At 67.4% G+C, this 14,811-nt stretch carries 16 protein-coding genes and 1 tRNA gene; 8 read left to right on the top strand and 9 right to left on the bottom strand.

The window, feature by feature from the left end; translation table 11 throughout:
* Positions 1 to 252: 252 nt before the first annotated feature.
* Positions 253 to 1,557, bottom strand: a complete 1,305-nt coding sequence (locus AZG88_RS46215; RefSeq protein ID WP_005263441.1) for a DUF3662 and FHA domain-containing protein — start codon at positions 1,555 to 1,557, stop codon at positions 253 to 255.
* Positions 1,558 to 1,813: 256 nt separating this feature from the next.
* Between AZG88_RS46215 and AZG88_RS46210 the strand changes: the two genes are divergently transcribed.
* From AZG88_RS46210 to AZG88_RS46185, 5 genes are all read left to right on the top strand, one after another.
* A tRNA-Leu gene (locus tag AZG88_RS46210) sits at positions 1,814 to 1,899 on the top strand.
* A 279-nt stretch (positions 1,900 to 2,178) separates the two neighbouring features.
* Positions 2,179 to 2,574, top strand: a complete 396-nt coding sequence (locus tag AZG88_RS46200; RefSeq protein WP_005249071.1) for a DUF6292 family protein — start codon at positions 2,179 to 2,181, stop codon at positions 2,572 to 2,574.
* Between the two features lie 54 nt (positions 2,575 to 2,628).
* A complete protein-coding gene (locus tag AZG88_RS46195; RefSeq protein WP_005249070.1) occupies positions 2,629 to 3,282 on the top strand; it encodes a hypothetical protein in 654 nt (217 codons plus the stop codon).
* Positions 3,279 to 3,740: an RDD family protein gene (locus tag AZG88_RS46190; protein WP_005249069.1), complete on the top strand. Its 462-nt coding sequence runs from the start codon at positions 3,279 to 3,281 to the stop codon at positions 3,738 to 3,740. The genes AZG88_RS46195 and AZG88_RS46190 overlap by 4 nt, the downstream gene beginning before the upstream one ends.
* 40 nt (positions 3,741 to 3,780) lie before the next feature.
* A complete protein-coding gene (locus AZG88_RS46185) occupies positions 3,781 to 4,464 on the top strand; it encodes a helix-turn-helix domain-containing protein (RefSeq protein WP_061701397.1) in 684 nt (227 codons plus the stop codon).
* On the opposite strand, the gene AZG88_RS46180 is transcribed toward AZG88_RS46185, so the two are convergent.
* Positions 4,454 to 4,849, bottom strand: a complete 396-nt coding sequence (locus AZG88_RS46180) for a VOC family protein (RefSeq protein ID WP_179443259.1) — start codon at positions 4,847 to 4,849, stop codon at positions 4,454 to 4,456. The genes AZG88_RS46185 and AZG88_RS46180 overlap by 11 nt on opposite strands.
* 111 nt (positions 4,850 to 4,960) lie before the next feature.
* On the opposite strand from AZG88_RS46180, the gene AZG88_RS46175 reads away from it, so the two are divergent.
* Positions 4,961 to 5,356, top strand: a complete 396-nt coding sequence (locus AZG88_RS46175; RefSeq protein WP_037182051.1) for an SRPBCC family protein — start codon at positions 4,961 to 4,963, stop codon at positions 5,354 to 5,356.
* Positions 5,357 to 5,601: 245 nt separating this feature from the next.
* Here the strand turns inward: AZG88_RS46175 and AZG88_RS46170 are convergent, their stop codons facing one another.
* From AZG88_RS46170 to AZG88_RS46145, 7 genes are all read right to left on the bottom strand, one after another.
* Positions 5,602 to 6,411, bottom strand: coding sequence for a DDE-type integrase/transposase/recombinase (locus AZG88_RS46170; RefSeq protein WP_231914442.1), 810 nt, complete (start codon positions 6,409 to 6,411; stop codon positions 5,602 to 5,604).
* Between the two features lie 21 nt (positions 6,412 to 6,432).
* Positions 6,433 to 6,657, bottom strand: a complete 225-nt coding sequence (locus tag AZG88_RS46165; protein WP_231914441.1) for a hypothetical protein — start codon at positions 6,655 to 6,657, stop codon at positions 6,433 to 6,435.
* A gap of 72 nt (positions 6,658 to 6,729) precedes the next feature.
* Positions 6,730 to 6,891 (bottom strand): hypothetical protein, encoded by a 162-nt coding sequence (locus tag AZG88_RS52355; RefSeq protein ID WP_156517773.1) that lies wholly within the window; start codon positions 6,889 to 6,891, stop codon positions 6,730 to 6,732.
* Positions 6,892 to 7,008: 117 nt separating this feature from the next.
* Positions 7,009 to 7,776 (bottom strand): hypothetical protein, encoded by a 768-nt coding sequence (locus AZG88_RS46160; RefSeq protein ID WP_005249062.1) that lies wholly within the window; start codon positions 7,774 to 7,776, stop codon positions 7,009 to 7,011.
* Positions 7,773 to 8,441 carry a hypothetical protein gene (locus AZG88_RS46155; protein ID WP_025431553.1) on the bottom strand — a complete coding sequence of 223 codons (669 nt, stop codon included), beginning with the start codon at positions 8,439 to 8,441 and terminating at the stop codon, positions 7,773 to 7,775. The genes AZG88_RS46160 and AZG88_RS46155 overlap by 4 nt, the downstream gene beginning before the upstream one ends.
* 70 nt (positions 8,442 to 8,511) lie before the next feature.
* Positions 8,512 to 9,372: a hypothetical protein gene (locus AZG88_RS46150; protein WP_061701395.1), complete on the bottom strand. Its 861-nt coding sequence runs from the start codon at positions 9,370 to 9,372 to the stop codon at positions 8,512 to 8,514.
* A gap of 300 nt (positions 9,373 to 9,672) precedes the next feature.
* A complete protein-coding gene (locus tag AZG88_RS46145; RefSeq protein ID WP_061701404.1) occupies positions 9,673 to 10,695 on the bottom strand; it encodes an FAD-dependent oxidoreductase in 1,023 nt (340 codons plus the stop codon).
* A 54-nt stretch (positions 10,696 to 10,749) separates the two neighbouring features.
* Here AZG88_RS46145 and AZG88_RS46140 point away from each other — a divergent pair, with 54 nt between their 5' ends.
* Positions 10,750 to 11,298 (top strand): TetR/AcrR family transcriptional regulator, encoded by a 549-nt coding sequence (locus AZG88_RS46140; protein WP_005249058.1) that lies wholly within the window; start codon positions 10,750 to 10,752, stop codon positions 11,296 to 11,298.
* Between the two features lie 306 nt (positions 11,299 to 11,604).
* On the top strand, positions 11,605 to 14,811 hold a 3,207-nt coding region (gene gltB, locus AZG88_RS46135), incomplete at its 3' end, for a glutamate synthase large subunit (protein ID WP_061701394.1).

Raw genomic sequence — 14,811 nt, 5'->3', positions numbered from 1 at the left:
GTCCACCTCCTTCTGTGGCCGGAACGTTCGAGGTTCCGGCGTCTTTTTCTGGCAGCATCATAGGGGCAACCCGCACCCTGCGATCAGGATACGGACAGCCCACAACGATACGGAGTCCCCACCGTGTTACGTCCGACACGGGCTCCGACGCGGTGTCGGTCCAGTATCGAAGCCGTCTCGGTTGTGTCTCGGTGAGGGAGTTCGGGATCGGGTATCGGCGGTTCCTACTGGGGGTCCTGATTCGGTGGAGCCTCAGAGGATTCGGACCAGGATCTCCGAATGACCTGCCCGGATGATGTCTCCGTCGGCCAGCTGCCAATCCTGCACGGGGGCACCGTTGACGGTGGTTCCGTTGGTGGAGCCGAGGTCGGACAGCATCGCGACCTGTCCGTCCCAGCGAATGTCGATGTGGCGGCGCGACACACCGGTGTCGGGCAGGCGGAACTGTGCCTCCTGGCCGCGGCCGATGATGTTGTTGCCCTCACGCAGCTGGAAGTGGCGTCCGCTGCCGTCCTCGAGCTGCAGCGTTGCCGTGAACGTGTGGCCGTCGGTCGCGTAGGCCTGCTGGCCGTAACCGCCCTGGTCGTAGTCGGCGTAGCCCTGCTGGTCGTACGCCTGCTGGTCGTAACCGCCCTGCTGGTAGCCACCGCGGTCGTAACCCTGGTCGTAGCCCTGCGGCTGCTGGTAGCCGGCGTCGGCGTAGGAACCGTCCGGGTAGCGGGCCGGAGCAGCCTGCTGGTCGTATGCCTGCGGGTCGTAGCCCTGCTGGTAGCCGCCCTGCTGGTAGTCGTAGCCGGCGTCCGCGGGCTGGTCGTAGCCGGGAGCCTGCGCGCCCTGGTCGTACGCCTGGCCGTACGCCGCATCCTGGGGGTACCCGCCGCGCTGGTCGTCGGGGTACTGCTGCTGGTCGTAGCCGCCCTGCTGGTAGCTGCCGCGGTCGTAACCGTTCTGGTAGCCCTGCGGGTACCGCTGGTCCTGACCTGCATGGGCATGACCGTTGCGCGCGTACTGAGGGTCGGGATTGCGGTTGCCCGCTGGTTCGCGGCTGGGGTCGTAGCCTGAGTTCTGCGTCATGGGGCCAGCTCCTGGATTCGACGTGACGGGTACAAACGGTGCCTGTGGTCGCGGTGCGGGACCGCCTGGCGGTTCGGGTCGCCCCGGCGTGGCCGCCCCTGGGCGGCCGGCATCCGGATCCACCGAACCCCGGGTGCGGAACTGCCCGGTGTGCAGTGAAGGCGACGGTTCGAACGCGACATGAATGGGACCATACGTCTGCCAGCCCTGGTCGCGAATGAAGTCTTCGAGGTGTCGGGCGAAGGCCTTGACCGTCAAGTCCCTGTCGGCGGCAAGTTCTTCGTGGTCCGAATTGTTGATGGCGATGACATAGCTGTTCGGCGCGAGCAGGTGCCCACCGTCCAACTGCTGGATTCGGTCGGAGGCTTCCTGCTGAAGCGCGGCCTCCACCTCCTGTGGCACCACGCCGCCGCCGAAGACCCGGGCGAACGCGTCACCCACGGCTCCCTGGAGCTTCCGCTCGAAACGTTGAACTATCCCCATCGGAACCTCCTCACGGTGCCTGGCTGTCGGGCCTTACTGTCCTCGGTGCGCGGTGGCTGTGACGAGACATGTCCGTGTCGCGCCACTGCCGTGCGTGTATCCCACGGTACTGTCATTGCCTCGGGCCACGACACGGGTCTACGCCATTGCATGATATCGGTCTTTGCCTGGACGGGTGTTTTTGTGGCCTTTTCGGGTCCTGACCTGTACGAATCGTAATTTCTGGCGACCTCGTGTTAATGTTTCCGGGTCGCTCGGGCGAGTGGCGGAATGGCAGACGCGCTGGCTTCAGGTGCCAGTGTCCTTCGGGACGTGGGGGTTCAAGTCCCCCTTCGCCCACCACAAGCGATTCTCCGGAATCGCGACATCGAGGCCACGAACTCCACGAGTTCGTGGCCTTTGTGTTTGCCCGCACGGAGCGGGGGTGGTGTATCCCCACCCCAGGGTGGCTACCGGGCGCCCCGTCGCAGCCCGACGATGGAGTAGAAGCCTCGTCGCGAACCTCCGGCCCTTCCGGACCTGAACCCGTCCTCTCGGCGGTCCGTGACGAATGACTCGAGTGTGAACCTGCCGTCCGGCTCCTTCCGCTGGGTTTCTGCGAACGTCGAGAGTGGGTTGTGTATGAGCATCAGCCAGGTCCGGGCCACCAGCTCGGCAAACGTCGGTGAGTACGTCGGTTCCGTCGCGACGACGGTGGGCGCCCTGTCGGTCGACTGGTGGTGCACCCCCGCTTTCGACGCGGTCGTGACCCTGTCCTGCGAGATCCCCTACTACCGCGGCCGGAAGGCTGTTCTGGCCTGGAACCGCCATTTCGGGTGGTCGCTCGGGGTCCACGGACTCACCCAGGGGAACGTGCTGGTGGTCGAGGGACTCGGATTGGGACCGGCACCGGATCCCGCGCGCTGCTCGGATCGGGTCGCCGAGTTGATCGCCGAACTCGCCGACTGGGCCCCTCGGCCGGCGTCCGGACAGCCCGCCCCACGTATCGTGCACGGCCCCGGCGCACCCCGCGGGTGAATCAGATTCCGGGAACCCCTGCATCCTCGGCGTGGACCGGCTTGGATTACGAGTATGGACGGCAGGAAAGCCCCCGATCCGCTGCGCCTCGCGGCCGGCGTAGCCGCGACTGCCGGCGGTGCGTTGCAACGTGTGATCGGATTCGGCGTCGACACGGCGCGAGTCCTGCCGGGCGTCGACCCGCTGCTGGTCGCCCTCGAGGAACGCGGCACCCAGACGCTCCGCAACGCGGACGAACTCGCGGATCGGTTGCTGCACGCGGTGCTCCGGAGAATCGTGCAGGTCGCTCTTCAGGAGGTGGACCTCACCGCGATCGTGCGTGATCACGTCGACCTGGACGTCGTCGCCGAGGGCATCGACATCCAGCGCATCATCGACCGGGTCGACGTGGACGCCATCGCCGCCCGCATCGACATCCCGCAGATTCTCGATCGCGTCGACATCGACGCCGTCGCCGCGCGGGTGGACGTGGGCGCGATCGTCGACCGCGTCGACGTGGATTCCGTCATCGGACGCGTCGACCTGGTGGTTCTGGCGGACACGGTGATCGAGGGCGTCGACCTGCCGCGCATCATCCGCGAGTCGACCGACTCGATGTCCAACGAGGCGGTCCGGGGGGTGCGGACCCAGGGCATGCAGGCCGACGACGCCGTCGCAGGATTCGTGGGCAAGTTGTTCGGGCGCGCGCACGAACCGGGCGATGCATGAGCGCGCCGGCCCATCGCTCCGCCGGAATCGTCACCAGGGGGCTGGCCTGCGGCATCGATCTGGGGGTCGTCCTCGCCGTCATGGGCGGCATCTACGTGGGCGCGCTGTTCCTGCGCTTGTTGTTCTCACCGCAGGAATTCTCGTTTCCCGACGCCAACGCCGTGCTCTCCGCGACCTTGTTCGTCGGCGTGGCGGTGCTGTACCTGACGGCATGCTGGTCGGTGAGCGGCCGTACCGTCGGTGCCGTGACGATGGGGCTGCGGGTGGTCAGTCGCAACGGCGAACTGATCGGCTGGCTGCGCGCCTTCGTCCGGGCGGTGCTGTGCGTGATGTTCGGCTTCGGATTGTTGTGGGCGGCAGTCGACGGCCGGCGCCGGTCGCTGCAGGACATTCTGCTGCGGACCGCCGTCGTCTATGACTGGGAGCCGGATCTACATCCCGGCGAGCCGGAGATCTGACGCCACGCAGAGTGTCGTAGCAGCTGCCTAGCATGGAGACATGTACACGGAGCGGCGGTCGGTGTTTCCCGGCGCTGTGGTGTGGCAGAAGACCGCGGCCGGGGGTGAGGCCGCCATCTTGCCCGACGGCTGCATGGACCTCATCTGGATGAACGGCGACGTCGTCGTGGCCGGCCCCGACTCCCGGCCGTATCTCACCCGCAGCCGCGAGGGCGACCGTTACGTCGGATTACGTTGTTCCCCAGGAATATTGCCGGATCTCCTGGGGGTGCCGGCAGAGGAGCTGACCAATCTGCGGGTGCCACTCGCCGAACTGCTGACAGACCCCGCCACCAGGGAGTTCCTCGGCAGGATCGCCGACGACGCCGAACCCGGCCGGGCGCTCGAGGAGTTCGCGAGATCTCGCCGGCTCCTGGGGCCGCCGCCGGACAGCAGGATCCCCGCGATCGCGCGTCTTCTGGAGCAGCAGACGTCCGTCCGTGAGGTCGCGGACCGGATCGGTGTCGGCGAGCGCCAACTGCACCGCCTGTGCCGACGGCAATTCGGTTACGGGCCGAAGATGCTGGCCCGGATCCTTCGGTTGCAGTCGGCACTGGGGCTGGCGGATTCATCCATTCCCGCAGCTCAGGCCGCCGGCATGGCGGGGTTCGCCGATCAGGCCCACCTGATCCGCGAGGCGCACGAGTTGACCGGCCGCACGTTCGGTCAGCTGGTCACGGTGTGAGCGCGGCGAACAGGTCGACGGGGTTGCCGTCGGGATCGTCGACGGTGGCGTAACGCTGGCCCCACGGTGCATCCCACGGCTTCTTCCGGCCGGTGTAGCCGTCGCCCGTGAACTCGTCGAAGAGCGTGTCGACGTCGGCGGCGGTTCCGCAGTCGAAGGCGAGTCCGATGCGATGCCCGCCGGTCGGTTCGGTCCAGTCGGGTGTGAACGAGCGGATGGTCTCGACCGTGTCCCACAGCAGGCGGACCCCACCGGGAAACTCGAATTCGACGTGCGGTGCCTGATCGGCGTCGGCGGGGATGTCGAGTCCGAGCCGCCGATAAAACGCGAGCGACGTGGGCAGGTCGTGGACGACCAGTTCGATGGCACTGAATGTTGCGGTCATATCGAGAACGCTAACGATCTCAGGCGGACCCGCATTGAAGGTTTCGGACATCGAGCACCGGAGTCCGATTTCTTCAATCACCCGTGCCGTGTAGCGGGGATGCTGGGTGTCATGACCACCGAATCAACCCATGTCAGTGTGTTCATCGCTCGGACCGCCGCCGACGTGTACGCCTACGCGAGCGACCCCGCCAACCTCCCCGCCTGGGCTTCGGGCCTGAGCACCAATATCACCCGGGACGGCGACCGCTGGCTCGCCGACTCCCCGATGGGACAGGTCGCCGTGACCTTCGCACCCGCCAACGACTACGGCGTCCTCGACCACGACGTCACCCTCCCCAGCGGCGACACCGTCTACAACCCCGTGCGCGTCATCCCCGACGGCGACCACAGCGAAGTCGTCTTCACCATCCGGCGACGCGACGGCGTCACCGCCGACGAATTCGCGCAGGACGCAGCGGCCGTCAACGCCGACCTGCAGAGGTTGAAGGGGTTGCTGGAGGCGTGAAGGGGTCGCAGGCCTTCGCGTTTGCACACCGATTGGTCACAGGCGCATGCAATTCGGAAGTTGTCAACCTGCCTGAGACAGGTCGTGCTTGATATTGATTCCTGTCAATTGGGGTAGTTCCGGTGCTTGGGGGCGGCGACGGAACCGTTCGGGATGTTCGGTCCAGATCCGGTCGAGCCGGTCCTGACGGTACCGACGGATCGCGGCGGCGGTGCCGAAGAACACCGCAGCCGGTGTGTGCCGACTCAGACCGCCGTGCCGGTGCTCGTTCGCATACCGGTGCAAGAACTGCCCGGTCCATCCCGCGCGTGACCGATATCGTCGAACCGTTCTGGGCAACTCGAGTCGTACTTGAGTGTTTTGAACAGCGATTCGGAGAACGGGTTGTCGTCACTGACCCGCGGCCGCGAGTACGACGCCGATACCCCCGCCGACTCCAGGGCATCGAGGAGTCCGGTCGAGCGCATCGACGCCCCGTTGTCGGCATGCAACACCAGCGGCACCCCGTACTTCTCGAACGCGGCAAGGAACATCTGCACCGCCATCTGTGTCGTCTCGGCGTACTCGATTCGCCAGGCCACCGGGTAACGAGAGAAAACGTCGATCGCCAAATACAGCAAGTACCGGTCCTGCTTGCGCGGCCCCTGGAGCATCGTGATGTCCCAGGACCACAACTGACCCACTTGCGCGGTCGCCACGACCGGCTTCGGTCGCGCGTTGCTTCCGCCGCGGCGAGTACGCCGACGATCCCCGGTCAGATTCTGCGACCGGGCGACCCGGTAGAACGTCCGCTCGGAGCAGGCCACCAGCCCCTCATCGAACGAACGCCAATATGTTTGCACCACAGACCGATCCGAATTCTCTTCGGCAAGTATCAGGTCGATGATCACCCGCCGTTCGGTCTCCGACAACGCCGCCGGTTGAGAGCGATCGGTGTGCGGGATCGGCCGCTCGACCGGCTGGTAGTGCTGGTAGTTATGGGCCAGCCGGTTGTAACTCGACCGGGCCAGACCGAGCAGGGCACTCGCCCGGGCGACGTGGATACCGGCCTGCATGGAGGGCGGTGACAGCGTCGATCAGGACAGCTTTCTGCGCGCGAGCCACTGCGCGTACTCGCTCGCGCTCATCAGGGCCGGCGGGATCTCCGTCGTGTCTTCCGTCGAGCGCTCGGTGATCCCCTGCAAGAGCTCGAATGCTTTTCCCAAGATCTGTTGCGCGGCCTCCGCCTGAACGACTTTCTCCTTGAGTCGTTCATTCTCCGCGCGGAGCTTGGCCACCTCCGCCCGTTCACGACTGTTCATCCGACGGCTCCTCGACTTCTCTGCTGCGGTCACCATTGCTGCAGTGAATTCTCCCCGATCGCGGGCCTTCAGCTACGCCTGGACCGTGGCACGGTCCATGTTGTTCTCCCTCATCAGCCGAGCCTTGGCGCCTCGTTCGATGCACTCGTCCCAGCGCCGCAGGAACTCGATCCGGTAGGCCAACGGGTACGAGCGCCTGCCGGTGGGGGTTAGTCCGAACTCTGCCTCGATCATGTCGGGCTCCACTTCCCCGCGTTCGTTGCCCGGTGTCTCACGACCATCCTGGCAACGAACGAATTGCGTGTGAAGCTGGCCAAAAGGTGTGCGGATGTAGGTAGAGGTCGCGATGTCTCAGACCCGTTCCGGACGACCTTCGGCTATGGCCGACGCTGCCGCGGACACCCGCTCGTACGCGGCCCGGGTGTCCGGTGCCAGCTTGCTGTGATCGATGACGATCCCCATGCCCAGATGTTCGTCGTAGGGGATGGTCTCGATGCCCCACACCTGTCCGCCCAGGTACTCGCGGAGGAGGTCGATGTCGACCTGCCAGCCGGTGGCGTCCTGATTCGACACGGTGACGACGGTGCGGGCGAGCCCGGGTTCGCCGAGCGTGTCACCGATCGACTGCAACGCGGAGCGGAGACGGTTGAACGCGTCCGCCCGGCACGGCACGACGAGGACGATGGGCGACGGAGTGGCCAGCAGCGGCGCAAGGTACGCGGCACGCAACCGGTGGCCGAGGTCGTGGACGGCACTTACTCCGCGAGCGCGTAGTGACCCTGTGAGAGTGTGGAATTCACGTTCCGACGCGGTCTGATTCCCGATCCGGTTCAGGATGCGGGTCCCGACGCTCGTGCGGGAGCAGTACCCGTCGAACACGTCGTCCGCGACGGGGCCGGCGGCCACCAGTTGCTCGAGGCCGCTCACGGAGAGCACGGCGTCGGCGCCGCGTTCGGCGACATCGCCGCCCGCGGGTGTCGCGTCGACGGCCACGACCGCGCCGCCGCGAGCTGCCGCGGTGTTGGCGAGCCCGAGCGTCGTCGTGGTGGCGCCGGCTCCTCCACACGCCCCGAGGACGAGCGTCGACACCGGAAGTGCCTGCAGCAGTTGGTCGGTCACTTCGCGTCTCCAATGGATGTGATGTACGTACGACCGTCGCGGTCCGCGGTGGTCACGACCTGCTCGTACTTCTTCGCCGACCCGTCCGGTCGCAGTTCCGACAGCGTCACGGCGTAGCGGCCGGGTTCGGTTTCGGTGATGGCGAGACAGTGCTCGGTGCCCTCGGGCACCGAATCGATGCCGCCCTGGATGGTCTCGGCGGACCCCACCGGCGCGTCGGGGGCGACCACCTCGCGGGCCTTCGCGCCGCTCCGTGCGACGTAGTACGCGTGGTCGAAGCCCAGGATCGCGGCGACGCCGTCGGACGTCCCGCCTGGACCGTTGCCGGTCACCGTCGAGCCGTCGCGGGATTCGACGCACCAGCCCGAATCGGCAGCGGCGACGGGGGTTCCACTCGCATCACCGGACGTCGAGGCGATCACGGCGACCACACCGGCGAGCACGGCGATCACCGCGGCGGCGGCGCCGGCGACAACTAGCCTCTGATTACCGCGAACAGGTGGGGTGGGATCGGGCTCGTCGCCCGGGGTCAGCCACGTCGGAGCGGGGGGTTGCTGCTCGGTTTCCGCGGCAGGAGCCGTCGACCGCGGTGCCGGGGCCGACGCGAAGGGCGGGAACCAGTGTGAGAAGCGGTCGAGGGGTGCCCTGTTCGGCGGTTCTGTCACAGTTGAATCCTCCACACCTCATTCCCTCGCGCGGAGCCGACCCCTGGCGGGCTCCACGCGAGGGAATCGGTCACACGTGCAGCGTCGCCTGGCTGCGCACGTTCACGCCGCCGATCGTGGTGGTCGCCGGACCGCTGTCGGTGGACTGCAGCTGCGGCAGTTGCGGTGCGGGCAGGGATGCGATCGTCTGGACCAGTTCCCCGAAGGCGGGGTACCGGTGGGCCGCATCCGCGATCGCGGCGGCGACGGGTGTGACGTCGACGGGTGCAGACCAGTTGGTGGGGTGCTCGGCATTGGAATCGGCCGAGAACGCGGAGACGGTGGCCGCGGTCGGCGAGGACGGGTCGACGGCGATGCCCGCGGTGCCGGTGGCGTCACCGACGCGCCAGCCGATGGTGCCGACGTATCCCTCGGGGTTGCCGTACTGGCGACCGTTGACGGCCACCGGAACCGCGCCGACCAGTGTGTCGGCGGCCGCGTTCACCTCGACCACCGGCGTCGGCACGGGCAGGGCGGGGGCGACGGGTGCCTGGTGCGCCCTCGGCATGTCGTCGGGGTCGATCCACACGGTCGCGGGCTGGGCGGCCGGTGCCTCGTCGACCACTGCCTCGTCGACGACTCCCTCGGCGGTGGGCGCTGCCAGGTCCGGAGCAGCAGGCGCAACCGTCTCGGCACCCGGCACCGCCAGCGGAGCCTGCGGGGGAGCGGGCGTCGTCGCGGCCGCAGCCGCCGGGTCGGTGACGCCCGGCTGCGACGTGGTGGGCGGCGTCGTCGGGTCCGTCACGCCGGGCTGCGACGTGGTGGGCGCGGCCTGGGGGTCGGTGACGCCCGGCTGCGACGTGGACGGCGGGGTGGTCGGAGCGGCGTGTGCCGTCGCGGCACCGAGCAGTGCGGCGGCGGACACCGAAATCGCGGCTGCCAGAGCGCGCATGCGGATTCTCAAGTCTTGGACTCCTGAAGTCGAACGGACATGGTGATCGAACGGACTGGTGCTGACGAAGCAAACGCAAGAGTGGTGCAGTTCAGAGGCACCGAAAGAGGGAAGCGAGCACAGCAGAATGCCTCCACCGACGAGGTGGATGTGTTGTTTCCCCGATGAGATACGTCCGTGCTGCCGGCGCACTGCCGCAGCCGTCGTCCACCGCCCCCATGACCGCCCCCGGTTCTTTCTCGTCCCCCTACCGCGGCAAAGTACCAGACGGGCAAGCGTTCCCGCGCCCCCGCGTTCCGGTCAGGCCAGGCCCGCGGCCAGCTTCACCGTCAGATCGCGCAGCGGACGGAGACGGCCGGTCATCGCGAGGGAGGACATGGCGCGCGATCCACGCACGAGCCGCCGCGTCGCGGGCCGCCGCGTGCGGTCGTAACGGTGCAGCGCGGTGTGAATGTCGGTGTCGGCGGTGAGGAATCGGCCGAGCGCGACGGCGTCGACGAGGGCCTCGCAGGCGCCCCGGCCGAGGTTCGGCGCCATCGCGTGGGCTGCGTCGCCGAGCAGGGCCGTGTTGCCCGACACGTACGACGGCAGTGCAGGGGATTCGTACAGGTCGTGGTGGAGCATCGCGTCGGGGGTGGCGGCATCCAGTACTGCCCGGACGTCGGCGTGCCAGTTCCCGAACCGCGAGCGGAGGTAGTCGAGGCCGCCGGGGTGTCCGGCGTCGGTGCGGACGCACGCGAACCAGTTGACGAGATCGCCGTCGCGCGGGGTGATGCCGAAAAGCGCGTCCGTGTCCCAGGTTTCGCTGACGGTGTCGCGATGTCCGGGTACCCACCCGCGCCAGGCGGTCGCTCCTACGTACCGTGGCTCGAACTTCTCGCCGAACAGTTGTCGGCGGGTGGGGCTGCGCAGACCGTCCGCGCCGATCACCACGTCGTGGTCCGTCAGCGCGTCGAGGGTGGGGGCGGGTGTGCCGAACGAGATCGTTCCGTCGGGCAGGGTCTCGGCCAGTGTGGCCAGGAGGGCGGGCCGCGACAGCAGGTAGGCGGTGCGGTCGCGGTTGTCGATGGTGCCGATCACGGATCCGTCGGGGCGCAGGAGCGAACCGCGGTGCTGGGGTGATCCCAGCGTGCGCACTCGGTCACCTGCGCCGATCGCGTCCAGCGCGTCGAGCGCCTGGGGCCACATGCCGAGCGCGGTGCCCGACGTGGGCAGGGTGTCGGCACGCTCGAAGACCTCGACGTGCCAGCCGGCGCGGGACAGGTGGCGGGCGACGGCGAGTCCGCCGATGCCGCCGCCGAGGACTGCTGCGGAGTGCGTCATGACCATCACGCTACTACGGGTGTAGTGAATTTACTACCGTTGTAGTGTCGGGGTATGGCAGACAAACGGGAGCAGGTGCTCGACGCCGCCATCACGCTTCTCGGCACGAAAGGGGTCCGGGCCCTCACGCACCGGGGCGTCGACGAGCTGGTCGGGATGCCCCAGGGGTCCACGTCCAACTACTTCCGCAGCCGGGGCGCGCTGCTCGAGGGGATCGTCACACGGCTCGTCGAACGTGACCGGGAGGACTGGCAGAACTTCGCGCACCTCCGGCCGGCCGGCACGGATGCGCTGGTCGAGGCGCTGGTTGCGTTCGTGAGATTCTCCACTGGTCCGGACCGCGTGCGCACGAGTGCCCGCTACGCGCTCTTCGTCGAGGCCTCCGTGACACCGGGACTGGACGCGAAGATCGGATCTGCACGCCGCGCACTCGTAGAATGGGGAGCGGAGATGCTGGAACTCGTGGGATCGAGGAACCCGGCTTCCGACGCAGTGGTGGTCACCGACTACCTGGACGGTGTAATCCTTCACCAACTCACCGTCCCGGATCTCGATTTCGATCCGACTGCGGGAATTACAGCGGTGCTCGGCGCTCTCACTTAACATGTACTCAGTGCAGTCGGACGAGGTCCGCCCTCGACAATGCCCAGTTCAGAGGGTAAATAGGCCAACCTAAGTTGTGTTTCGTCGGGGGTTCTGAATTATCGTTTTCGTTACACGTTGGACCCACGAAAGTCCGACCCGACCGAAAAGCCACGTCGCCCGGTGCGAGGACCACACCCAGCGTGCTGCAAAAGGGCGATAGCCGATCGGTGGTGCCGATCACGTCGTGACGGCACCTGCATTGCAAGTTGATGGCCATCAGCGCTGCTGGTCGTCGGTGCATCTTTTGGCATACGAAGGCTAGGTATGAAGCAACTTCCAGGCCCCCAGGGGCTGTATCACCCGTCGAACGAGCACGATTCCTGTGGTGTCGCGTTCGTCGTGGACATGAAGGGCCGCCGCAGCAGGGACATCGTCGAGAAGGCGATCACCGCGCTGGTGAACCTCGAGCACCGTGGTGCCGCGGGCTCCGAACCCAACACGGGTGACGGCGCCGGCATCCTCCTCCAGGTCCCGGACAAGTTCTTCCGCGCCGTGGTCGACTTCCCGCTGCCCGCGGAAGGCACGTACGCCACCGGCATCGCGTTCCTGCCGCAGAGCAAGGCCGACGCGCAGCGCGCAGCCGACGCCGTCGAGAAGATCGTCGAGAGCGAGGGCCTGAAGGTCCTCGGCTGGCGTGAGGTCGCGACCGACGACTCGTCGCTCGGCGCCCTGGCCCGCGACGCCATGCCGACGTTCCGGCAGATCTTCATCGGCAGCGAGAACGACGCCCTCACCGGACTCGACCTCGAGCGCCGCGCCTACGTGGTCCGTAAGCGCACCGAGCACGAGCTGGGCAGTGAAGGCGCAGGCAAGGACGGCCCCGGTCGCGAGACCGTGTACTTCCCGAGCCTGTCGAGCCAGACGTTCGTCTACAAGGGCATGCTGACCACTCCGCAGCTCAAGGGTTTCTACCTGGACCTGCAGGACGAGCGCGTCGAGTCGGCCCTCGGCCTCGTGCACTCGCGCTTCTCGACCAACACCTTCCCGTCGTGGCCGCTGGCCCACCCGTTCCGGCGCGTGGCCCACAACGGTGAGATCAACACCGTCACCGGCAACGAGAACTGGATGCGTGCCCGTGAGGCGCTCATCGACAGCGACATCTTCGGTGGCCGCGAACAGTTGGAGAAGATTTTTCCGGTCTGCACGAAGGGCGCCAGCGACACCGCGCGCTTCGACGAGGTGCTCGAGATGTTGCACCTCGGTGGCCGCAGCCTGCCGCACGCCGTGCTGATGATGATCCCGGAGGCCTGGGAGCGGCACGAGAGCATGGACCCCGCACGCCGGGCGTTCTACCAGTACCACTCGTCGCTCATGGAGCCGTGGGACGGACCGGCGTCGGTGTGCTTCACCGACGGCACCGTCATCGGCGCCGTCCTGGACCGCAACGGCCTGCGCCCTTCGCGTCTCTGGGTGACCGACGACGGCCTCGTCGTCATGGCCTCCGAGGTCGGCGTCCTGCCGATCGACCCCGCCACCGTCGTGAAGAAGATCCGGCTGCAGCCCGGCCGCATGTTCCTCGTCGACACCGCCGAGGGTCGCATCATCAGCGACGACGAGATCAAGTCGGAACTGGCCGCCGAGCACCCCTACCAGGAGTGGCTCGACCAGGGTCTGACCCACATGGACGACCTGCCGGACCGCCCGTACACCTACATGTCGCACGAGCGCGTCGTGCTGCGTCAGCAGATGTTCGGGTACACCAACGAAGAGGTCAACCTCCTCGTCAAGCCGATGGCGCTCTCCGGCGCCGAGGCTCTCGGCTCCATGGGTACCGACACCCCGATCGCCGTGCTGTCCGCGCGGTCGCGGATGCTGTTCGACTACTTCTCGCAGCTGTTCGCGCAGGTCACGAACCCGCCGCTCGACGCCATCCGCGAGGAAGTCGTCACCAGCCTCGGCGGCACCATCGGCCCCGAGCACGATCTGCTGCACCCCACCGCGGAGTCCTGCCGGCAGATCTTCCTGCCGCAGCCGATCCTGCACAACGACGACCTGTCGAAGCTCATTCACGTCAACGACGACGGTGAATTCCCGAACTTCCGCAGCGTCATCGTCCGCGGTCTGTACCCGGTGGCCGAGGGCGGAGCGGGTCTGCGCAAGGCCCTCGACGACGTCCGCTACCAGGTGTCGGAGGCCATCGCCGGCGGTGCACGCCTCGTCGTCCTGTCCGACCGTGAGTCGAACGAGACGTACGCGCCCATCCCGTCGTTGCTGCTGACGTCGGCCGTGCACCACCATCTGGTGCGTGAGAAGACCCGCACGAAGGTCGGCCTCATCGTCGAGGCCGGCGACGCCCGCGAGGTGCACCACATGGCGCTCCTCATCGGCTTCGGTGCGGCAGCGGTCAACCCGTACATGGCGTTCGAGACCGTCGACGAGGCTGTGCAGAACAACGAACTGCAGGGCGTCAGCCTCGACAAGGCCATCCAGAACTACATCAAGGCCGCGGGCAAGGGTGTGCTCAAGGTGATGTCCAAGATGGGCATCTCCACCCTGGCGTCCTACACCGGCGCCCAGCTGTTCCAGGTCATCGGCCTGTCGCAGGAACTGGTCGACGAGTACTTCACCGGCTTGCAGTCCAGCCTCGGCGGCATCGGTCTCGACGAGATCGCCGCCGACGTCGCGGTTCGCCACTCCAACGCGTACCTGGACCGTCCCGAGGAGCGCGCGCACCGCGAGCTCGAGGTGGGCGGCGAGTACCAGTGGCGTCGTGAGGGCGAGTACCACCTGTTCAACCCGGACACGGTGTTCAAGCTGCAGCACTCCACGCGCACCGGGCAGTACGAGGTGTTCAAGGAGTACACGAAGCTGGTCGACGACCAGTCCGAGCGCCTCGCAGCGTTGCGCGGCCTCTTCGAGTTCAAGAAGGGCGTCCGCGAGCCCGTCCCGCTGGACGAGGTCGAGCCCGCCACCGAGATCGTCAAGCGCTTCTCGACGGGTGCGATGAGCTACGGCTCCATCTCCGCCGAGGCGCACGAGACCCTCGCCATCGCCATGAACCGCCTCGGCGGCCGGTCCAACTCCGGTGAGGGCGGCGAGAGCCCGGCCCGCTTCACCCCGGACGAGAACGGCGACTGGCGGCGGTCCGCGATCAAGCAGGTCGCGTCGGGACGCTTCGGTGTCACGTCGCACTACCTGACCAACTGCACCGACATCCAGATCAAGATGGCGCAGGGAGCGAAGCCCGGTGAGGGCGGCCAGCTGCCGGCGCACAAGGTGTACCCGTGGGTGGCCGAGGTCCGGCACTCCACGCCCGGCGTCGGGCTGATCTCACCGCCGCCGCACCACGACATCTACTCGATCGAGGATCTCGCGCAGCTGATCCACGACCTGAAGAACGCCAACCCGCAGGCCCGGATCCACGTGAAGCTGGTGTCCGAGGTCGGTGTCGGCACCGTCGCCGCCGGTGTGTCCAAGGCGCACGCGGACGTCGTGCTGATCTCCGGTCACGACGGTGGCACCGGTGCCACC

It is taken from the genome of Rhodococcus sp. LB1 (assembly GCF_001583455.1).
Taxonomy (GTDB): Bacteria; Actinomycetota; Actinomycetes; order Mycobacteriales; family Mycobacteriaceae; genus Rhodococcus_F; species Rhodococcus_F opacus.
Note: the sequence above shows the minus strand (reverse complement) of the source record. Positions and strands in the feature narration are given on the sequence as shown.

Coding starts and splice junctions, on each gene's coding strand:
- AZG88_RS46195 (WP_005249070.1), top strand. CDS start 2,629: ATGGACGGCAGGAAAGCCCCCGATCCGCTGCGCCTCGCGGCCGGCGTA.
- AZG88_RS46185 (WP_061701397.1), top strand. CDS start 3,781: ATGTACACGGAGCGGCGGTCGGTGTTTCCCGGCGCTGTGGTGTGGCAG.
- AZG88_RS46215 (WP_005263441.1), bottom strand. CDS start 1,557: ATGGGGATAGTTCAACGTTTCGAGCGGAAGCTCCAGGGAGCCGTGGGT.
- AZG88_RS46200 (WP_005249071.1), top strand. CDS start 2,179: ATGAGCATCAGCCAGGTCCGGGCCACCAGCTCGGCAAACGTCGGTGAG.
- AZG88_RS46175 (WP_037182051.1), top strand. CDS start 4,961: ATGACCACCGAATCAACCCATGTCAGTGTGTTCATCGCTCGGACCGCC.
- AZG88_RS46170 (WP_231914442.1), bottom strand. CDS start 6,411: ATGCAGGCCGGTATCCACGTCGCCCGGGCGAGTGCCCTGCTCGGTCTG.
- AZG88_RS46140 (WP_005249058.1), top strand. CDS start 10,750: ATGGCAGACAAACGGGAGCAGGTGCTCGACGCCGCCATCACGCTTCTC.
- AZG88_RS52355 (WP_156517773.1), bottom strand. CDS start 6,891: ATGATCGAGGCAGAGTTCGGACTAACCCCCACCGGCAGGCGCTCGTAC.
- AZG88_RS46180 (WP_179443259.1), bottom strand. CDS start 4,849: ATGACCGCAACATTCAGTGCCATCGAACTGGTCGTCCACGACCTGCCC.
- AZG88_RS46150 (WP_061701395.1), bottom strand. CDS start 9,372: ATGCGCGCTCTGGCAGCCGCGATTTCGGTGTCCGCCGCCGCACTGCTC.
- AZG88_RS46190 (WP_005249069.1), top strand. CDS start 3,279: ATGAGCGCGCCGGCCCATCGCTCCGCCGGAATCGTCACCAGGGGGCTG.
- AZG88_RS46165 (WP_231914441.1), bottom strand. CDS start 6,657: ATGAACAGTCGTGAACGGGCGGAGGTGGCCAAGCTCCGCGCGGAGAAT.
- AZG88_RS46145 (WP_061701404.1), bottom strand. CDS start 10,695: ATGACGCACTCCGCAGCAGTCCTCGGCGGCGGCATCGGCGGACTCGCC.